14 protein-coding genes and 1 pseudogene are annotated in these 16759 nt (G+C 43.4%); 3 read left to right on the top strand and 12 right to left on the bottom strand.

Going from position 1 to position 16759, the window contains the following annotated elements:
- Positions 1-113: 113 nt before the first annotated feature.
- From AACW45_RS29385 to AACW45_RS29400, 4 genes are all read right to left on the bottom strand, one after another.
- The gene (locus AACW45_RS29385) at positions 114-1028 is read right to left on the bottom strand and encodes a cation diffusion facilitator family transporter (RefSeq protein WP_190636533.1); all 915 of its coding nucleotides are present in this window, start codon (positions 1026-1028) and stop codon (positions 114-116) included.
- A gap of 9 nt (positions 1029-1037) precedes the next feature.
- Positions 1038-1367, bottom strand: a complete 330-nt coding sequence (locus AACW45_RS29390; protein ID WP_190636535.1) for a DUF190 domain-containing protein — start codon at positions 1365-1367, stop codon at positions 1038-1040.
- Positions 1368-2341: 974 nt separating this feature from the next.
- On the bottom strand, positions 2342-2872 hold the full coding sequence (locus tag AACW45_RS29395) for a hypothetical protein (RefSeq protein ID WP_190636538.1): 531 nt from the start codon (positions 2870-2872) through the stop codon (positions 2342-2344).
- Between the two features lie 156 nt (positions 2873-3028).
- Positions 3029-6148: an efflux RND transporter permease subunit gene (locus AACW45_RS29400; protein ID WP_190636540.1), complete on the bottom strand. Its 3120-nt coding sequence runs from the start codon at positions 6146-6148 to the stop codon at positions 3029-3031.
- Between the two features lie 283 nt (positions 6149-6431).
- Between AACW45_RS29400 and AACW45_RS29405 the strand changes: the two genes are divergently transcribed.
- Positions 6432-7118, top strand: a complete 687-nt coding sequence (locus AACW45_RS29405) for a serine/threonine protein kinase (protein WP_190636542.1) — start codon at positions 6432-6434, stop codon at positions 7116-7118.
- A gap of 425 nt (positions 7119-7543) precedes the next feature.
- Here the strand turns inward: AACW45_RS29405 and AACW45_RS29410 are convergent, their stop codons facing one another.
- Positions 7544-8227: a tetratricopeptide repeat protein gene (locus AACW45_RS29410; RefSeq protein ID WP_190636544.1), complete on the bottom strand. Its 684-nt coding sequence runs from the start codon at positions 8225-8227 to the stop codon at positions 7544-7546.
- Between the two features lie 86 nt (positions 8228-8313).
- On the bottom strand, positions 8314-9639 hold the full coding sequence (locus tag AACW45_RS29415; protein ID WP_190636546.1) for an Nramp family divalent metal transporter: 1326 nt from the start codon (positions 9637-9639) through the stop codon (positions 8314-8316).
- A 132-nt stretch (positions 9640-9771) separates the two neighbouring features.
- Between AACW45_RS29415 and AACW45_RS29420 the strand changes: the two are divergent.
- Positions 9772-10146, top strand: a pseudogene (locus tag AACW45_RS29420) (hypothetical protein); the annotation flags it as partial.
- A 111-nt stretch (positions 10147-10257) separates the two neighbouring features.
- Positions 10258-11172 carry a cation diffusion facilitator family transporter gene (locus AACW45_RS29425; RefSeq protein ID WP_190636549.1) on the top strand — a complete coding sequence of 305 codons (915 nt, stop codon included), beginning with the start codon at positions 10258-10260 and terminating at the stop codon, positions 11170-11172.
- 148 nt (positions 11173-11320) lie between these two features.
- Here the strand turns inward: AACW45_RS29425 and AACW45_RS29430 are convergent, their stop codons facing one another.
- The 6 genes from AACW45_RS29430 to AACW45_RS29455 all read right to left on the bottom strand — a co-directional run bounded on the left by AACW45_RS29430 (position 11321) and on the right by AACW45_RS29455 (position 16681).
- Positions 11321-11986 carry a L,D-transpeptidase gene (locus AACW45_RS29430; RefSeq protein ID WP_199331261.1) on the bottom strand — a complete coding sequence of 222 codons (666 nt, stop codon included), beginning with the start codon at positions 11984-11986 and terminating at the stop codon, positions 11321-11323.
- Positions 11987-12255: 269 nt separating this feature from the next.
- The gene (locus tag AACW45_RS29435) at positions 12256-13107 is read right to left on the bottom strand and encodes a CPBP family intramembrane glutamic endopeptidase (protein ID WP_190636551.1); all 852 of its coding nucleotides are present in this window, start codon (positions 13105-13107) and stop codon (positions 12256-12258) included.
- Positions 13108-13312: 205 nt separating this feature from the next.
- Complete coding sequence (locus AACW45_RS29440; RefSeq protein WP_103125709.1) at positions 13313-14014, bottom strand: ZIP family metal transporter; 702 nt, start codon at positions 14012-14014, stop codon at positions 13313-13315.
- Between the two features lie 260 nt (positions 14015-14274).
- The gene (locus tag AACW45_RS29445; protein ID WP_190636553.1) at positions 14275-15267 is read right to left on the bottom strand and encodes a cation diffusion facilitator family transporter; all 993 of its coding nucleotides are present in this window, start codon (positions 15265-15267) and stop codon (positions 14275-14277) included.
- A 72-nt stretch (positions 15268-15339) separates the two neighbouring features.
- A complete protein-coding gene (locus AACW45_RS29450) occupies positions 15340-15603 on the bottom strand; it encodes a TFIIB-type zinc ribbon-containing protein (RefSeq protein ID WP_190636555.1) in 264 nt (87 codons plus the stop codon).
- Positions 15604-15745: 142 nt separating this feature from the next.
- On the bottom strand, positions 15746-16681 hold the full coding sequence (locus tag AACW45_RS29455) for a vitamin K epoxide reductase family protein (protein WP_190636557.1): 936 nt from the start codon (positions 16679-16681) through the stop codon (positions 15746-15748).
- Positions 16682-16759: the final 78 nt, after the last annotated feature.

Genomic DNA, 16759 nt, shown 5'->3' on the forward strand with positions numbered 1-16759 from the left:
CAACTACTAGTGATGTTAATTACTTGCTGAAGAGCGAATTTTTCCAACTACAGCAACATATCTTGCTGCCTACCTCCGCCCTAAGCTATTTTTCAAGCTAGCTAACAATTGACTTAAATTAGGTTGTCAGGAACGAAAGGACATTGGTAACTCGGATCGCCTGTCTCCACCTGAATGGTTGGGTGTTCAATGCTGAAATTATCGTGAAGCTCACGGACTACCCGTGCTAAAAAAGTATCACCGGGATAACCTGCTGGGATGACAAGGTGAACAGTGAGCGCTGTTTCTGTGGTACTCATTGCCCAAATATGTAGGTCATGAACTTGAGCCACGCCAGGGAGTTCGGTTAGATAAGTACGGACAGCCAAAGGTTCTATTCCCGCTGGTACAGAATCTGTAATCAAATTCAAGGATTCCTGCAAAAGTCCCCAAGTGCCAACTACAATCACCACAGTAACAATCAAACTCACCGCTGGATCAAACCACAGCCAACCTGTAGCAATAATTGCAATACCAGCTAGTACAACCCCTACAGATACCGCAGCATCTGCAACTAGATGCAAAAATGCGCCTCTAATGTTCAAGTCACTTTTACGCCCCGACAAGAACATCAAAGCACTTACTGTATTAATGAAAACTCCTATAGCTGCTACTGTAATTACCGTTCCTCCTGCTACCGGAGCAGGTTCACGAAACCGTTGAATTGCTTCCCAGCCAATACCGCCAGAAACAACTAGGAGAAAAGCGGCGTTTAAAAGCGCAGCCAAAATTGAAGAACGACGCAGCCCGTAGGTGCGACGTGATGTCGGGCGACGACGGACGAGGATGCTTGCTCCCCAAGCAAGTAGTAAACCCAAAACATCACTCAAATTGTGACCTGCATCGGCAATCAAGGCAAGGGAGTTAGCAACAATGCCATAGGTTGCCTCAATGACGACAAAAGCAGTGTTAAGGGCAACACTGATAACAAAGGCGCGGTTGTAATTACTGCCACCGTGGTCGTGTCCATGACTATGATTATGAGACATGACTGTTTTTCACACTCCGGTGGAGAGAACTTCTATGGTTTGACAAGTAACAAACTTGTCTTTAAGCATATGTTTGACCAAGGAAAAAAATTCGGTTATTGCAGTTTCACTATCAATAACCGTAACGAGAAGCGGTAATGCAGATGACTCAGTAGACGGGTCTAGTTCATTTAGAGTACGAAAAACGCCATGTTTGCCATATCCAGAAATTGCTCGCACTACCGTTACCCCTGTTAATCCTTGTCTGCGAGCCATTCCGAGCAGAATTTGATGAAGGGGTTGATGTTCCCAACAATCAAACTCGCTAACATAAATTGTTAATTGTTTCCATGTTGTCATATAGCGTTTCCTATGCTGGTGAGGTATATTTATAACTTCATATATAAATCATTTCAACTTTGAGGATATACCTCATCTGATCGAGAATCGCTATAATTATTTAACTGAATAATTCACTCTCTACCAAAAATTTAGACATTCAAAGGCAGTAATTTCAAAACGAGTTTATTCAACTCAAGTATACGCCAGTCCCAATAGCCAGAAAGCGGAGCCTCCAAAACCTCGTTACCAGGTTCAACCTAGAACACCAATTAAGTAATACTTGAAGGGGCAGTTTAGCTCCCCCTTGCCTACTAAGCTATTCATTACCCGGGTCTTTCTCAACATTAGCAGCTGAGGTACACCTAAGTTTTTTTAGCAAAGGTTTAGTAGCTTTAAAAATGTATCTCACCAGGTCGTGAATCGCTATAACTGTTAGGCTACCGTAGTTGTGTTGGTGAACAATAGCTATCTTTAACCTGAGTTCGGGATAAGAAATCCTCAAAACCCTTGATTTCTCATTGTTCGGTCTGAAGCTCTGTTTTAATCTATTCTCAATAAGGCATATTGTTGATATTCAGTCTCATTTGTAAGCCATGTTGACAAAATGATTCCACTTTACTCGCTTCTTATATCACTTAGAGTTTTGCTCAATCCTTGCAGAATAAGCTTTTTAGCTTCTGGCTTAACCCGAACTCAGGTTATCTTTATATTGCTATTAGACCTCTTGCATAATTATTTTGTGGTACATTTAAGAGTTTTAGAAAAAATCCATATCAGAATCTATACAGAGAACTTTTGTTACCTCATTAGGATGTCTGATAGAGATAGAAAGCAAATTTTTAAAATCCCCCATTGCACCATAATTTATTTTTGCAAGAGATTCCATGAGTTGCACTCACAAGGAGCAATGAAAATTTATTTTCCCTACTCCCTACTCCCCACTCCCTATTTTCAAGACAGGTCTATTATCGCTAATTATTTATTTGCTCGGATTATCGTTTAAAGGTAAAGCGGCCATTAAATTTTTCACCTTTGACATCCGTTTGAATCACAACTTTATACTCTCCCGTTGCAGTTGCAGGTAGCTTTGCTGAATATTGCTTCTCGTCGTTATTATAAGGAACTTGTAGGGTTTTGTTACTGCCATCTGGTAGCTGAACTTGAGCCGTGAGCTTGGCATCAGTAATTGCTTTGTCCTGCTCGCCGTGTACGCTTATATCTAAATGAGTAGAATCTTTTTCTATATCTGGTTTGAACTCTAAATGATATTTGCCCGACTCTATAACTTGACCCTTATGCTCTCCATTATTAGATTGATCGCCTTTTTCATCATGAGCATGACCGTCGTTTTCATTATGCGCTTCCCCAGTTTTAGCAACGGGTTCAGTTTTGGCAGCTGTTTTTGTAGTTGCTGTTTTAGTAGCACTTTCCGAGTTAGCAGCTTGATTCCCACCATTACAAGCACCCAAAAAAATTAATCCTACACTGCTAACAATTACTAAACTGGTTTTCAGAAATTTCATGAATTCACACTCCTTGATGTTTTGTAAATTAAAAACTAATACAGCACGTTGTAAGTAAACCACCTATTTCAAATCAATGAAACCTTTAGGAATTAGGAATTCCTAATTCCGTTAGCGTAGTGAGGCGTAGCCCATTGCAAATTCCGCCAAGCTGTATTAGGCTCTGGCTTCTCGTGCAATTTCTGGCTGAATAATTGGTTCAGCCTTTCTTGGTACTAAGAATCTCCTAAACTGCACATAGGAAGCTGGAAGTACTAACAGGGTTAAAGCGGTACAGGTAAACAATCCACCTAATACTACAACGGCTAGTGGCTGAAGAATTTCCTTTCCAGCGCCACTACCAATTACCAATGGCACCATACCCAGAGCAGATGCTAACGCTGTCATTAAAATAGCAGTCAAGCGTTCCATCGAACCTTCCATCAAAACCTGCGGTAAAGGTTGTCCTTCTGCCAATCTTGCATTGTAGTTCTCAACCAACAAAAGTCCGTTACGTGCTGCCACACCAAATAGAGTAATAAATCCTACCATTGAAGCTACGGAAATGATGCCACTTGTCAAGGCAATGGAAACCACACCACCAATTAACGCCAAGGGTAAATTAATTAAAATCATGATGGTTGCAGGAATTGACTTGACGGCAAAGTAAAGTATGACTGCGATCGCAACAAAAGCTAATCCACCAGCCGAAAGTAAAGTTTTTGTCGCTCCTTCTTGTGCTTCAAATTGACCGCCGTATTCAATAAAATATCCAGAGGGTAATTGCACCTGTTGCTTAACTCTCTCCCGAATATCCTTAATTACAGAACCTAAATCTCGTCCACCTACGTTGCTGGATACAACAATATAGCGGGAGACGTTTTCGCGGTTGATGGTATTGGGGCCTGTACCATAGTTGATTTTTGCGACTTGAGCTAAGGGAATTTTTTGTCCGTTGGGTGTATCAACTAGCAAATTACCGATAATTTCAATATTGTTACGGTATTTTTCTTGCAACCAAACCACCATATCAAAGGTTTGTTGTTGCTCCAATACTTGGGAAACGACTCGCCCATTCAGTGCAGTTTCTACTATCTCTGACAATTCACCAATAGTTAAACCATAGCGGGCTGCTGCGTCGCGGTCAAATTGAATTTGTACCTGTTTAATCGGTACTTGCGGTTCTAGTTGCAAATCTACTAGACCCGAAACCTGGCCCATAGCTGATTGTACTTGTTGACCAAGGGTGCGGAGTTGTTCTAAATCGGGGCCAAAAATTTTCACAGCGATCGCACTCCGTACACCTGAGAGTACCTCATCCATCCGGTGCGAAATGAACCCGCCGATATTGGGAACGACTCCGGGAATTTTTTCAAACTCTTTACGAATCGTTTCAATCGTCTTGTCTCGATCTTTTGCCCCCTCCTCGCTGAGTTGGACATCTATTTCCGCACCGTTTACACCAGCCACCTCAGTATCACCCTGAGCGCGTCCAGAGCGCAATTGAGCCGTTTCAACCCCAGGATTTTTTTTCAGGGCTTCTTCGATCGCTAACCCTACTTGATTAGTCGCATCCAGAGATTGACCAGGCATTAAAACTGCGGCGATCACCAAGGAGCGGTCTTGGAATTCTGGTAAAAAAACTTGCCCTAAACCCAGCATAATTACCAATGAAGCCACAAAGCCAGCCATTGCCATTCCCAAAATAATTTTGGGGCGGCGCATAGAAAATTTCAAAGCTGGACGGTAAAGTTTATGGGTTTGTTTTTCCAACCAAGTTTCTGTACTAGGTAATCTTGTATTCGTTAGCAACAGGGCGCACATTGCTGGGGTTAATGTCAGCGCTACTAGGGTGGAAGCAGCAATTGATAGCAGATAGGCTAAACCCATTGGTGTAAAAATTCGACCTTCCACACCAGAGAGGGCGAAAATCGGTGCGAAGACAACTGCAATAATAATTGTGGCGAAGAGGACGCTAACCCGCACCTCCACTGAACCATTGAAGACTACTTGCAATGGTGGAATGGGATTACCCGCTAGTTGGTTTTCCCGCAAGCGGCGGTAGACGTTTTCCATATCTACAATGGCATCATCCACTACTGAACCAATAGCCACAACCAGTCCGCCCAAAGTCATGGTGTTGATGCCTTGTCCTGTCCAGTTCAGAATCATCATTCCTAATAATAAGGATACGGGTAAGGCGCTCAAACTAATGATTACCGTGCGCCAATTCATCAAAAACAGAATCAGGATAATAGAAACGATGATAGTGCCATCACGCAAAGCTTCTTCGACGTTTTTGATCGAGGCTTCGATAAAATCTTCCTGACGGAAAGTAGTTGTAATTTTGACATCTTTGGGCAGACCGGCTTGAATTTCCTCGATTGCTGTCTCAACTGCCTTCGTTACTTTTGGCGTATCTGCTGTTGGCTGTTTGTTGACTGTCAAAATTACCGCTTTTTTACCCGCAAAACTGCCATCGCCGCGTTTGAGTGCTGCACCTATTTGTACATCCGCCACTTGTTCCAACAGAACTGGCGTGCCATTTTTGGCTTTAATTACTGATTTTTTCAACTGCTCAATAGATTCAATCCGCCCTACCCCTCGCACCAATGTCTCTTGGTCAGGAGTAATTAAAAATCCCCCTGGTGCATTGGCGTTAGCTGCTTGTGCTGCCTTGGTGACATCATCAAGGGAAACATTAAACGCTTTCAGCTTATCAGGGTTAACCAACACTTGATACTGACGCTCATCCCCACCAAATACAACAATATTACTTACACCAGGGACAGCCAGCAGGCGGTTCTTCACTTGCCAGTTGACAATCCGCCATACCTCCATTATTGGAGTGGTTTCGGAGGTAAAGGCGTATTTGACAGTCCACCCTAAAGGGGAACTAACGGGAAGAACCTCTGGATCTTCTACACCTTGCGGTAGTTGACTGCGTGCTTGTTGCAACCGTTCCGTCACCAATTGGCGGGCGCGGTAAATTTCTGTATCCAACCTAAAAGTGGCTCTCACAGCAGAAAGACCTACAGCCGAGGAAGAACGCAATGCTTCCAGTCCAGGGGTACCGTTAATGGCACTTTCTATTGGCCGGGTGACTAGGGACTCAACTTCTTCTGCTGCAAGTCCTGGGGCCTCCGTCATAATTTCGACCTGGGGCGGGGCAAAGTTGGGAAATACATCCAGTGGCATTTGCGTAAGGACGAGAAAGCCCTGAACAGATATGAGGATGGAAGCAAAAACTATTAGCCAGCGTTGAGCGATCGACCATTTAACAATAGAATCAAGCATTTTTAAACGTTTTAAGGGATGTCTGCTTGCTGTGCAGCTAAGTAAGTTTAAAGATCAAGTACTTTACCTACTCTCCCAAATGAAGATGAAATTGAGATGAAATTTTTAGCTTTAACTTAAAGTTGCCCCACGTCTGTCCCTTCGGGAAGCGTGGGATGAATTTTTGGGCCTTGTGACTAAACCATCAACTTTGATGATTTTACGTGATTCTAATTGTTACCGTAATAGTTGACATAAAGTAGTTTAATTTCTTCTTGGGTGTAATATACTTATCCAATCCAATATGGACAAATCGCCTCCAAAGCAGCTGCTTGAAAGTATTTATCAGCAACTACTGCCTAGCTTACAAATTGAAAGCGTCAATCCCCGGAATCCAATCAAGGTTAGCTATCTTCCAAAACCCTGGCGGCTGCTTGGTAAAGGAAATTATGCCGCAGTAGTCTATCACCCTAACCACCCTGAGTCTGTAGTCAAGATTTATGCCCCGGGACGGCCAGGCTATGAAGAGGACGTAGAAGTTTACCATCGTCTAGGTTCTCATCCGGCATTCTCTGAATGTTTCTATGCCAAAGATGCCTTTTTAGTCTTGAAACGGCTTTATGGAACAACGCTCTATGATTGTATGTACTTGGGTTTACCTATTCCCAAACAAGTAATACAGGACATCGATAAAGCTCTTGACTATGCTCAAAGTCGTGGACTCCACCCTCATGATGTCCACGGTCGTAATGTCATGATGCACCAAGGCAAAGGATTAGTCGTAGACATATCAGATTTTCTGCATCCAGAAGCCTGCTCAAAGTGGAATGACCTGAAAAAGGCTTATTACTGCCTATATCTCCCCGTGTTTTACCCACTTCGATTGCGCCTACCATACTCTGCCTTAGATATGATCCGCAAATGTTATCGTCTAGGAACTTCTTTCAAAACTTCCTGTCTTGACATCCTCACCGGGCTAAAGCAACGGTAATTTATCTAACAATCAAACAGACTTAAGTGTTTATATTCTAGCCAAAATAAGTACCCAATCTAGAGTTAATTGTATAGCCAAGGGTAACGCTATTCACAAAAACTAAATTTTATCCAGAATTAAGTTCATTTTTATTAAAGTCGAACTCGGTTATCATACCCAAGTCTCATTTATCAGACAATTCAATCGCCTGGGGAAAAATAATAGAGAAAGTGACAACACAAGCGGGTATTACCCTTTGGCGCGTATGAGCTAAATCAGCAGACTATCAATAATGTCTTTCAATCACAAAATGGCGGTAATAACTGGAAAAAATTGAGCTAAAGCAGCCCATAGTTTCCTCAACAATTCGATAACAAAATTGAATAACCCAACTATTTCGTAAGGTTTTTTGAAAAGTTGGGTTTGACAATTATTTGAATTAGTTACATCTGAATCTGCTGAAGGAGAGCTTGTGTTTGCTGATACCTTGGGGTATCTCCTTGCCGTTGAAACAGACTTGCAGCTTGCTCTAAATCATTAATGGCGCTTTTGCGATCGCCTAAAGCATATTCAGCAAGTCCTCGGTTGCCGTAGGCATCAGCTAAGTTGGGGTTGATTTGTAGTGCTTGGTTAAAATCTGCGATCGCCAGTTTATGATTTCCCTGTCTATAATTCAAAAAGCCCCTATTGTAGTAAGCATCTACAGACTTCGGATCAATTTTTATTACGTGGTTAAAGTCAGTAATCGCCGCTTGAATGCTTCCTAGTTCCGCATGAGCAGTCCCCCGACCGTTGTAAGCATCTGTATGATTGGGATTTAATCGCAGTGCTTGATCAAAGTCGCTAACGGCTGCTTTAAAGTCTTTTAATTGAGACTTTGCCAAACCTCTTAGGCAGAAACCCTCGTAGTATAGGGGATTTAACTGCACTACTCGACTAAAATCTTCTATTGCGTCGTTGAAGTTACCTTGCTCAAGCTTTTGCACACCCTGGTTATAGTATTCCTGAAAATTCATCTGTTGGATGCGCGTTGGTGCTTCCTGTGCAGCATAGACAGCAACAGGTATTCCACTCAGTACGCTAGTTGTTATTCCTAAGATGATAGTAGCTTTGTGAATATAGTTCATAGCTTGACTTTCTCCTTGATAGATATATCAAGACAGATGCACGGGATTGTCCTCGACTAGATCCATCCTAAGCGGTTTAAACAGATTTAGAGATTTAAACCCAGCCAAACCAAAATACTTTGTAATAGCAACCAAACATTTAACCCGACGATAATAATAGCAACCAGCCAAGCTAGAGATTTGAGCCACAAAGGATTTACAAATTCTCCCATTAAGCGACGGTTACTTGTAAACATTACCAATGGAATTACTGCAAAGGGTAACTGCAAGCTAAGGATAACTTGACTAAGAACTATGAGGCTGCTTGTGCTACGTTCCCCAAAGATAATAATTGTAATCAACGCTGGAATGATAGCAAGCAGACGGGTAACTAAACGCCGTAACCAGGATGGAAGGCGAAATTGTAGAAAGCCTTCCATGACAATCTGCCCAGCCAGGGTTGCAGTTAGTGTCGAACTTTGCCCAGAAGCAAGTAAGGCAATCCCAAAGATGGCACTAGCAGCACTAACACCTAACAATGGTGAAAGCAGTTTGTAAGCTGATTGAATTTCTGTCACATTCTGATTACCAGAAAAATGAAATGTAGCAGCAGACACAATTAAAATCGCTGAGTTGATAAACAGTGCCAACGATAGAGCAAAAGTTGAATCAATTGTGCCAAACTTAATTGCTTCCCATCTTTTTTCAGTAGTAGGTTGCCAATCACGGGTTTGCACAATAGAAGAGTGTAAATATAAGTTGTGAGGCATCACTGTTGCGCCTAAAATGCCAATAGCAATGTAGAGCATTTTTGGGTTTTGTAAAATTTCTCCTTTGGGCAGATATCCCAATAAAATCCCTCCCATATCAGGTCGGGAGAACAGAATTTCTGCTGTAAAACAGATGCCTACGGTTGCTACCAGCATTATTACCAAGGCTTCTGTATAGCGAAAGCCTTTGTGTTGCAGGAATAACAATACCAGGACATCCAGCGCAGTGATGCACACACCCCATATCAAGGGAATACCGAATAAAAGTTGCAGGGCGATCGCACTTCCCAGTAGTTCTGCCAAGTCACAAGCCGCAATAGCAATTTCACACAGTACCCACAAACAAAAGTTAACTCTTGCATTGAAATAATCTCGACAAGCCTGTGCTAAATCTCGCCCTGTAGCAACACCCAAACGCACACAGAGCGATTGCAGTAATATCGCCATCAGGTTCGACAGCAGAATGACTGTCAATAAGGTGTAGCCAAACTTGGCTCCCCCAGCGATGTCTGTAGCCCAGTTTCCAGGGTCCATGTATCCTACTGAAACCAGATATCCTGGCCCTGCATAAGCCAGCATTTTGCGCCAAAAGCTCTTGCTGTTGGGGACTCTGATGCTACGGTGAACCTCTGGTAAGCTGGGTTTGTTTTCTGGGATAGTCATCTATTCTGCCGGAAAGATTTTCATAATTTTCTCATAATGTGAAAAAAACTGGCAGAAATATCACTATACTCAATATAGATATTCACGTATGCACTCAGGCATAAAAAAGAGCATTTTGAATTGCTCTCAACAGTGCAGGTAAAGGATAGCAACACAGGTCAACCTATTAAAGATGTCACGTTGCAAGTCAAAGCGATCGCCCTGGAACATGATTTAACAGTTTTTGCCTACAAAGGGATTCCGAACCCAGAAGGCAAGTTAACATGGCTTGAACAATTTTTTGATGGCTCACCTCAACTTTGTGAGGTGTCAGCAACTCCCCTACCGGGTTCTAGTCGTCAATTTTCACCAGTGAAAGTAGCCCAAGAGGTAGAAGTTGAAGGAATTGCACCACCGATTTATATCCGGTTGATTGGTTTATTTTACTTTACTGCCATTGTCGGCATTGGTATGGCAATAGGATTGCTAATACAACAGAGGCAAACACCGAAAGCAAGGGCAAGCTAGTACTTCATTCCCAATTTAGTATAGTCAGCTCTCGGTAGCCATCTTAGGGATGATGAAGGTTAAAGCAAGATTTGTTACTGTTAGCTCGCTCATCTCTGTTACTTAACCTTAATGAGTAGTCGAACAGCTCGCTCCTACGCTTTTTTGTCGATTGCAGCGGCGATCGTCACAATTGCCCTGAAGTTTGGGGCTTACCTGCTAACTGGTTCAGTAGGGCTGCTTTCAGATGCCATTGAGTCATGCGTAAATCTTGTGGCAGCATCGGTTGCACTGTGGGCATTGACTTATGCTGCCAAACCAGCCGATGCAGAACACGCCTTTGGGCATGACAAAGCTGAATACTTTTCTAGTGCAGCCGAAGGCACGTTGATTATAGTGGCAGCCATCATCATAGCGATCGAAGCTTGGGGGCGCTTGTTGCATCCAGAACCGCTAACACAGCTTGGGGTGGGATTAGTACTCTCGCTGTTGGCAACGGCAGTCAACGGCGTTGTTGCCTTTGTCTTGCTGCGGGCGGGGCGGCGGTTACGTTCGATTACACTCCGGGCTGATGCTCACCATCTGTTTACTGATGTCTGGACTTCAGGTGGTGTAGTACTTGGAATTCTTTTAGTCAAGGTAACAGGCTTAGAAGTGCTTGACCCGATTATCGCTCTTTTTGTAGCAGTAAACATTGTCTGGACAGGATTTCGTTTGCTGCGGGAAACTGGTTCAGGGCTACTGGATGCTGCCTTACCCAAAGAAGAGCTTGACAGAATTTTTGGAATCCTAGACGAATACAAACCTCAAGGTATCCAATTTCATGCGCTGCGAACTCGTATTGCTGGAACGCGCCGCTTTGTCTCCTTCCATGTTCTCGTGCCTGGAGCTTGGACAGTGCGGCAGGGGCATGATTTGTGCGAGGCGATTGAGCTTGCCATCATTCAGGCATTGCCTCTAACCAGTGTGACAACGCACTTGGAACCGCTGGAAGACCCTACCTCTTGGAACGATCTGGAGTTGGAGCGGACGAGCAGCAAGTTGTAAAGATGACTGGATAGTCGCTACCAGCTATAGTTACAAAGATGTTGGTATAACCTGTACTAGAGTGCTGAGTGGAACCATCTACAAAACTAGGCAACCTGTATACTACCTCCATAAGCCTGAACAATTGCTTGGCGATCGCTAATCTTTATTAAAGGCGTACCTCCACTGGTGTCCCCATTTTTACCTGCTTGTATAACAATCGGACATCAGGATTACGCATTCTCAAGCAACCGTGGGATACAGCAGTGCCTACTTGTCCACTATCCGGTGTACCGTGAAAGCCAATTTGATTACGTCCATCTGACCAAAAACCAACCCATCGGTCTCCTAAAGGACTATCAGGGCCAGGTGGAAATACTTTGCCAGTAATCGGGTGACGCCAGATAGGATTGAGTTGCTTGTGTATTACCTGGAAAGAACCTGTAGGAGTTTCCCAACCCTTCTTACCTACACCTATTGGGTAGCTAGCTATTACCTGCTCTAAACGGTAAATATAGACTCGGTAATCGCTTAAATCAACGACTACTTGTGTCTCATTAGCGGCAAGGTTACTGGATGGTTTTTGTTTAGCTGAAACTTGAGCCAATAACGATGGAAGCAAGTTATTTAGAGTTGTATTTTGTTTTTCACTCTGTATCAAGCTCCTTGGTGTCTTTGCTACTGAAGCTCCAATAGATATGGAATTTCCACCTGTAGCCACCTTACTATAAGGTTTCATAGAAGTACTAATACGCCAATGGACAGCGAGAGATAGAATTGCTGTACCAAAACAGAGCAACATCAATATGCGCCCTACAGATTCATTTCTTACCATTACTATTGTCTATTCTCTTCAGCATATTCAACCGATGCCTAGTTACATTTAGAATTAAGTTTTGTTTGATGTCAGAGTTGATCAACTTATCACTATTAAGTTATTTTGTGATTGCATAGGTTAATGATTGCATAGGTTAAGTTTCAGTAGCCTAAGTTTCTAATCATCACTTATTTCTAGAAGATGAAATTCTACTTAAGACTTTCCTTGAAAAAGTTCCGCCCGAAACCAATCTTTTGATAGGTGACTCACTGGCTTAGGCATATTAATTAACTGTATTTATGTCGTCCTTTAATTACTGAAATTACGCGTAATCCCAGAGCGATTAAACTAAGAAACAGCAACCCCATTATGCCTGCTAGGGGATTGTGGTCAATACCCGTTATCCAAACGGGAACTTGACCTGTGTATAATAACAAATCCCCTACATTGATAATGTAGTAGCCCCAAACTAAACCTGCGTGTAATCCAATAGCAAATCCTAACTGCCCTTTACACAATTGCCTTGCCCACCCCAATGTTAGACCAAGCAGCAACAGCCCTGGAAAACTAGGTAAAGTCCGCAAAATTTCTGCCCAAGGTTTGATGAAATGTAATGCTGCATAAATGGTGCTGCTAGCCCATAAAGCCGCTTTGAAACCATAATCAAATTGCAACTCATCTACCAGCCAGCCTCGAAACAGCAGCTCTTCTGCTAACCCAACTCCCAAAGCTACAAGCAATCCTTCCAGTATAATCTTGGGTAAAAATTGGGGAGTTTGTTGCCAAATTAACCAGCCAAATCTAGCTTCCAAGAAAAACAGGCACAAAAGGCTGATTAGTCCCAAACATAGTCCTTTTAATAGCTCCAACCCGTTCTTCCTAGTTCGTACTAAACCGTGACTCTCAAGTGGGTGGGGTAAGAAATGAACTTTTGTTCCCCATAGTCGCAGGAGAAACACGAAATCGCTATACAACACGAGCATCGTAATGATACTGACTGTATTGCCAGTACCCAAAAGCAAGTAGATGGGTACAGCAAAAGGTAGCCATAGTACAAGCAAAGCCAGCACAAAGATACCTAACCGCGCGGGTGCGGGATAGCGAGCAAAATAAGCAAAGTTCAAATTAGGTGTCGGCATTTGATCAATTTACTGTCGAGAGTTCTCATCTGAGCTTCTCCCCTATACCCAGCTTTTGTCCATAAGGCACAAGCCCGCGAAAAAAAGCACTCTTGCATATCAAGAAAATTGTTGCTACATGACGCTTATTTTGGCGCTTTTGCCCCCAGGGCGCGCCTCAACAGGGGCATTTTTTTATTAAATCTCCCTAACATCAATCAACCTACTACAGCGTTTCCTCGATAATAATTAACAACAAGAACCCCACAAAGAATGTGGCAGTGGTTAACGGTGTGTCGGGTATTTCATGTGCTTCAACTAGCAGTTCCTCTGTTACCAAGTACAGCAGTGCAACTAGCCCAAACGCAAAGAATCCTGCCAATGTAGAACCTGAAAGCCCCGCAAGCAAAACCACACCTATCACAGCACCGAGTGGGAGCAACAAGGCAATCCCAAAAGTTGTAGCTATTACCTTCCCACGCGATGCCTTAGCTTGGCTGAGCATAGCTGCAACGGACAAACTGAGGAACAAAAGTTCGATAGTCAAAGCAATCGTGAGCAAAATTCCTTCTTTAGCTCCCGCCGCAAACCCAATCCCAATAATAAGTCCATCAATCAGAACATCTACACCCACCGTTGCAATCAAACTTATGTAGCCTTCGGCTTTCTTCGCCAGTTCCTTCACGGCAAGCATTACCAAAACTCCAAGTCCACCACCAATCACGACCGCCCATAACGACTTTTCGTGGACTACATTCGGCAACAATTCACCCGCTGCTGCTGCCACTACCACACCTGCTGCAAAATGCTGGACATAGCTTATTAGCCTCGCTCCCGGCGTTCGCCATGCAGCAATTACCCCACCTACGGTAGCCGATGCCACGGGGATCAGGGTGTAGGTCAACACATTCAGGAGTACGCTAGCCAATGTTGTACCCTCTATGGTTATTGAAACGCTTAATGGAAGACATAATATCCAATTCTCAGTTTCGAGCCGACTTGCTATTTCTTGTTGGAAAAATTGCCTGACCTGATAGGCTTTGGAAATAAATACCCTCAGATGTAATCAGTAACACCCCATAACTTAGTGCCTGAAAGACATATAGCCTTTGCGTATAGCCAAACAGCGCCTGCGGAATTGACTGTCTATTTAATATCAATATTTGTCATAAATACTACATTAATTGATTAATTACATATTCCCTCAACGCTAACGACATCGCTTTCATCAAAAGCTACTATCTGTACGGTAGATTCGCCAATGTCAAACTCTTGAGTTAAGTAGTTTTGCAACTGAAAGATCAGTCTATCCCGCTCCTGAGCACTCAGAGATTCCACAGCTAATTGGGCGCATAGCGCCACTTGCCCAGATGTAATTGTCCAGATGTGTAGCTTTTGCACTTGTCGGACGCCTGCAAGAGAACTCAGGGCGGCTTCAACCTTAGCCACGTCAAGATCGTGAGGAGCATATTCCATCAGAATTCTCAAGCTATCCCGAACTAAGGGGATAGCACTGAGCGTGATCAGACAGGCAACGAGTAAACTGGCGACGGCATCTGCCCACAACCAATTGAAGTAGTAAACGGAGACTGCCGCTAGAATCACACCCACAGAACTGGCAGCATCGGCAATTACATGAAGGAAAGCACCCCGCAGATTTAGGTCATGATAGCTATCAGAGTGTAACAAGCCGATGTTCAAGCTGTTAATTACAAAACCCAGTCCTGCTACCATTAGCATCGGTAAGCCTAACAATGGCTCTGGGGATTGGAAGCGATTGATGGCTTCCCAAGCAATGAAGAGTGCGATCGCTATCAGTGCCAATCCATTCAACAGCGCTACCAAAATTTCTAAGCGCTGATATCCAAAGGTAGCCTGACCTACGGCAGGACGTTGCGCCAGCTTTGTTGCCAGTAGCGTCAATCCCAGAGCAACCAGATCCGAGAGTAAATGCCCCGCACCAGCTAGAAGTGAAAGGCTGTGGCTAATTAGGCCAACTCCCAGTTCCACCACGAAAAAAATACTCCGCAGTCCCAAAACCATCCAAAGGAGCCGTAGCTTTTGTGTAGCTTGTGTAAATTTTGTATGGCTCAGATGGGATGGTCTGTCGTCACGATCAGCGATCAAGTTGTTAACATCAGAACATTCTTTTGATAAATGTGTCGTTTCATTAGAAATCATTTGATTCAATACGAAAACTAAGCCAATTTGGACATCACTGAAAAAAGAGCGTTCGGTAAGAGAAATTGCTAATTAAAAATCAAATAATTCTCCTAGAAATGATTTACGTTTACGCTCACCTCGATACTCTTCTCTTTGATGCCTACCTCGATCCCCTTCTCTATAATGTCCACCTCGATGATCTTCACCTTCAAAGGGCATCGTAGTTGATCGTTCAATCAGTTTCTCAAGTTCACCACGGTCTAACCAAATTCCTCGACATTCAGGGCAGTAATCAATTTCAACCCCCTGACGATCTGCCCGTCTTAGTTCAATCTGACAAATAGGACACTTCATAATCTTCACCTCGTTCAAAAAATTTCACTTCACAGTCTACAGATATCGGATTGCTACAGTTGCTATAAGTAGCAGATAAAACTAGAAGCAATTTGTATTCTCTAACCCGTTGTTCTATAAAGCTTTCTTCGCAATTCCTAAGCTAAGGTTGAGAGACCGTATTCTTAAAATTACGGGGTTTGCTATAGCCAGATAACTCTGCTAGTTTCTCCAAAGATTGTGTACCAGAGTAAGATTGACCATTGATTTCCCAGGTTGGATAGCCCTTAACTTTGGCGGCTTGGCAGCGGTCTGTCTGTGGGTTTTTGCCCTTGGGGTCACACTCAATGTAATCGATTTGACCAAACGCCTCTTGACCAAACAGTTGCTTCTGCGCGTGGCAGTGGGGACACCAGTATGCTCCATACATTTTGACTCCCGCCTGTTTCAAATGCTGTGCTAGACCTATTTCTGCTGCGCCGGAAGTGGTGGTAATAGGTAAGCCTGCTTCTCCAGAAACAGAACTGTTGATTCTAGCAACAGGGTTATTAACGTTAGCATAAATACCCAACGTCCCAATTAGGGTAATCATCCCAACTACGATCGCAATGAAAAACAATTGCCCAATGTCCTCCCAATCACGACCGATTAAAATTAGTACAAATAGGCTGGTGGAGAAGAGTGCTGAGGCGACGCAATAGATACAAACTACCTTGATTTGAAAAGCTAGTAGATACATCAAGTAGCCGCTGAAAATCATCATTGCTGTTGCACCTCCAAACATCAACAGCCAGGTCCAGCTCTCTAGTTTTGAAGGGAGTTCTTTCTTATGTGTTGACTTCACCAATAGAGGAGTAACTGCAAAAACTATCAGGCTGGCGTAGGCGAGGAAGCCAAACAGGGTGAGAGGTAGACCAAAAACCGTGGCATAAGGGCTTGAGAGAACCCGATCGCATCCACTGGTAGGACAGACAGCCGTTCCTCCTGCTAACTTGACTGTTGTTAGATAAGCTGTTACTACTACACCCACAGTGGCGATCGCTGCTATTAGCAGACGCGACCAGCGATGAATCCAAGAAGTAGAACGTTGGCGACTCATGACACTATTTAACTCAAAACGCAATTAATGAAAGACATTAGTTACAAGAGCAGGTTGCAAGTATCTATTAGCATTGTT

It is taken from the genome of Calothrix sp. FACHB-168, from assembly GCF_963889195.1.
Taxonomy (GTDB): Bacteria; Cyanobacteriota; Cyanobacteriia; order Cyanobacteriales; family Nostocaceae; genus Aulosira; species Aulosira anomala_A.

Coding starts and splice junctions, on each gene's coding strand:
- AACW45_RS29405 (WP_190636542.1), top strand. CDS start 6,432: ATGGACAAATCGCCTCCAAAGCAGCTGCTTGAAAGTATTTATCAGCAA.
- AACW45_RS29395 (WP_190636538.1), bottom strand. CDS start 2,872: ATGAAATTTCTGAAAACCAGTTTAGTAATTGTTAGCAGTGTAGGATTA.
- AACW45_RS29425 (WP_190636549.1), top strand. CDS start 10,258: ATGAGTAGTCGAACAGCTCGCTCCTACGCTTTTTTGTCGATTGCAGCG.
- AACW45_RS29400 (WP_190636540.1), bottom strand. CDS start 6,148: ATGCTTGATTCTATTGTTAAATGGTCGATCGCTCAACGCTGGCTAATA.
- AACW45_RS29385 (WP_190636533.1), bottom strand. CDS start 1,028: ATGTCTCATAATCATAGTCATGGACACGACCACGGTGGCAGTAATTAC.
- AACW45_RS29390 (WP_190636535.1), bottom strand. CDS start 1,367: ATGACAACATGGAAACAATTAACAATTTATGTTAGCGAGTTTGATTGT.
- AACW45_RS29430 (WP_199331261.1), bottom strand. CDS start 11,986: ATGGTAAGAAATGAATCTGTAGGGCGCATATTGATGTTGCTCTGTTTT.
- AACW45_RS29415 (WP_190636546.1), bottom strand. CDS start 9,639: ATGACTATCCCAGAAAACAAACCCAGCTTACCAGAGGTTCACCGTAGC.
- AACW45_RS29435 (WP_190636551.1), bottom strand. CDS start 13,107: ATGCCGACACCTAATTTGAACTTTGCTTATTTTGCTCGCTATCCCGCA.
- AACW45_RS29445 (WP_190636553.1), bottom strand. CDS start 15,267: ATGATTTCTAATGAAACGACACATTTATCAAAAGAATGTTCTGATGTT.
- AACW45_RS29455 (WP_190636557.1), bottom strand. CDS start 16,681: ATGAGTCGCCAACGTTCTACTTCTTGGATTCATCGCTGGTCGCGTCTG.
- AACW45_RS29450 (WP_190636555.1), bottom strand. CDS start 15,603: ATGAAGTGTCCTATTTGTCAGATTGAACTAAGACGGGCAGATCGTCAG.
- AACW45_RS29410 (WP_190636544.1), bottom strand. CDS start 8,227: ATGAACTATATTCACAAAGCTACTATCATCTTAGGAATAACAACTAGC.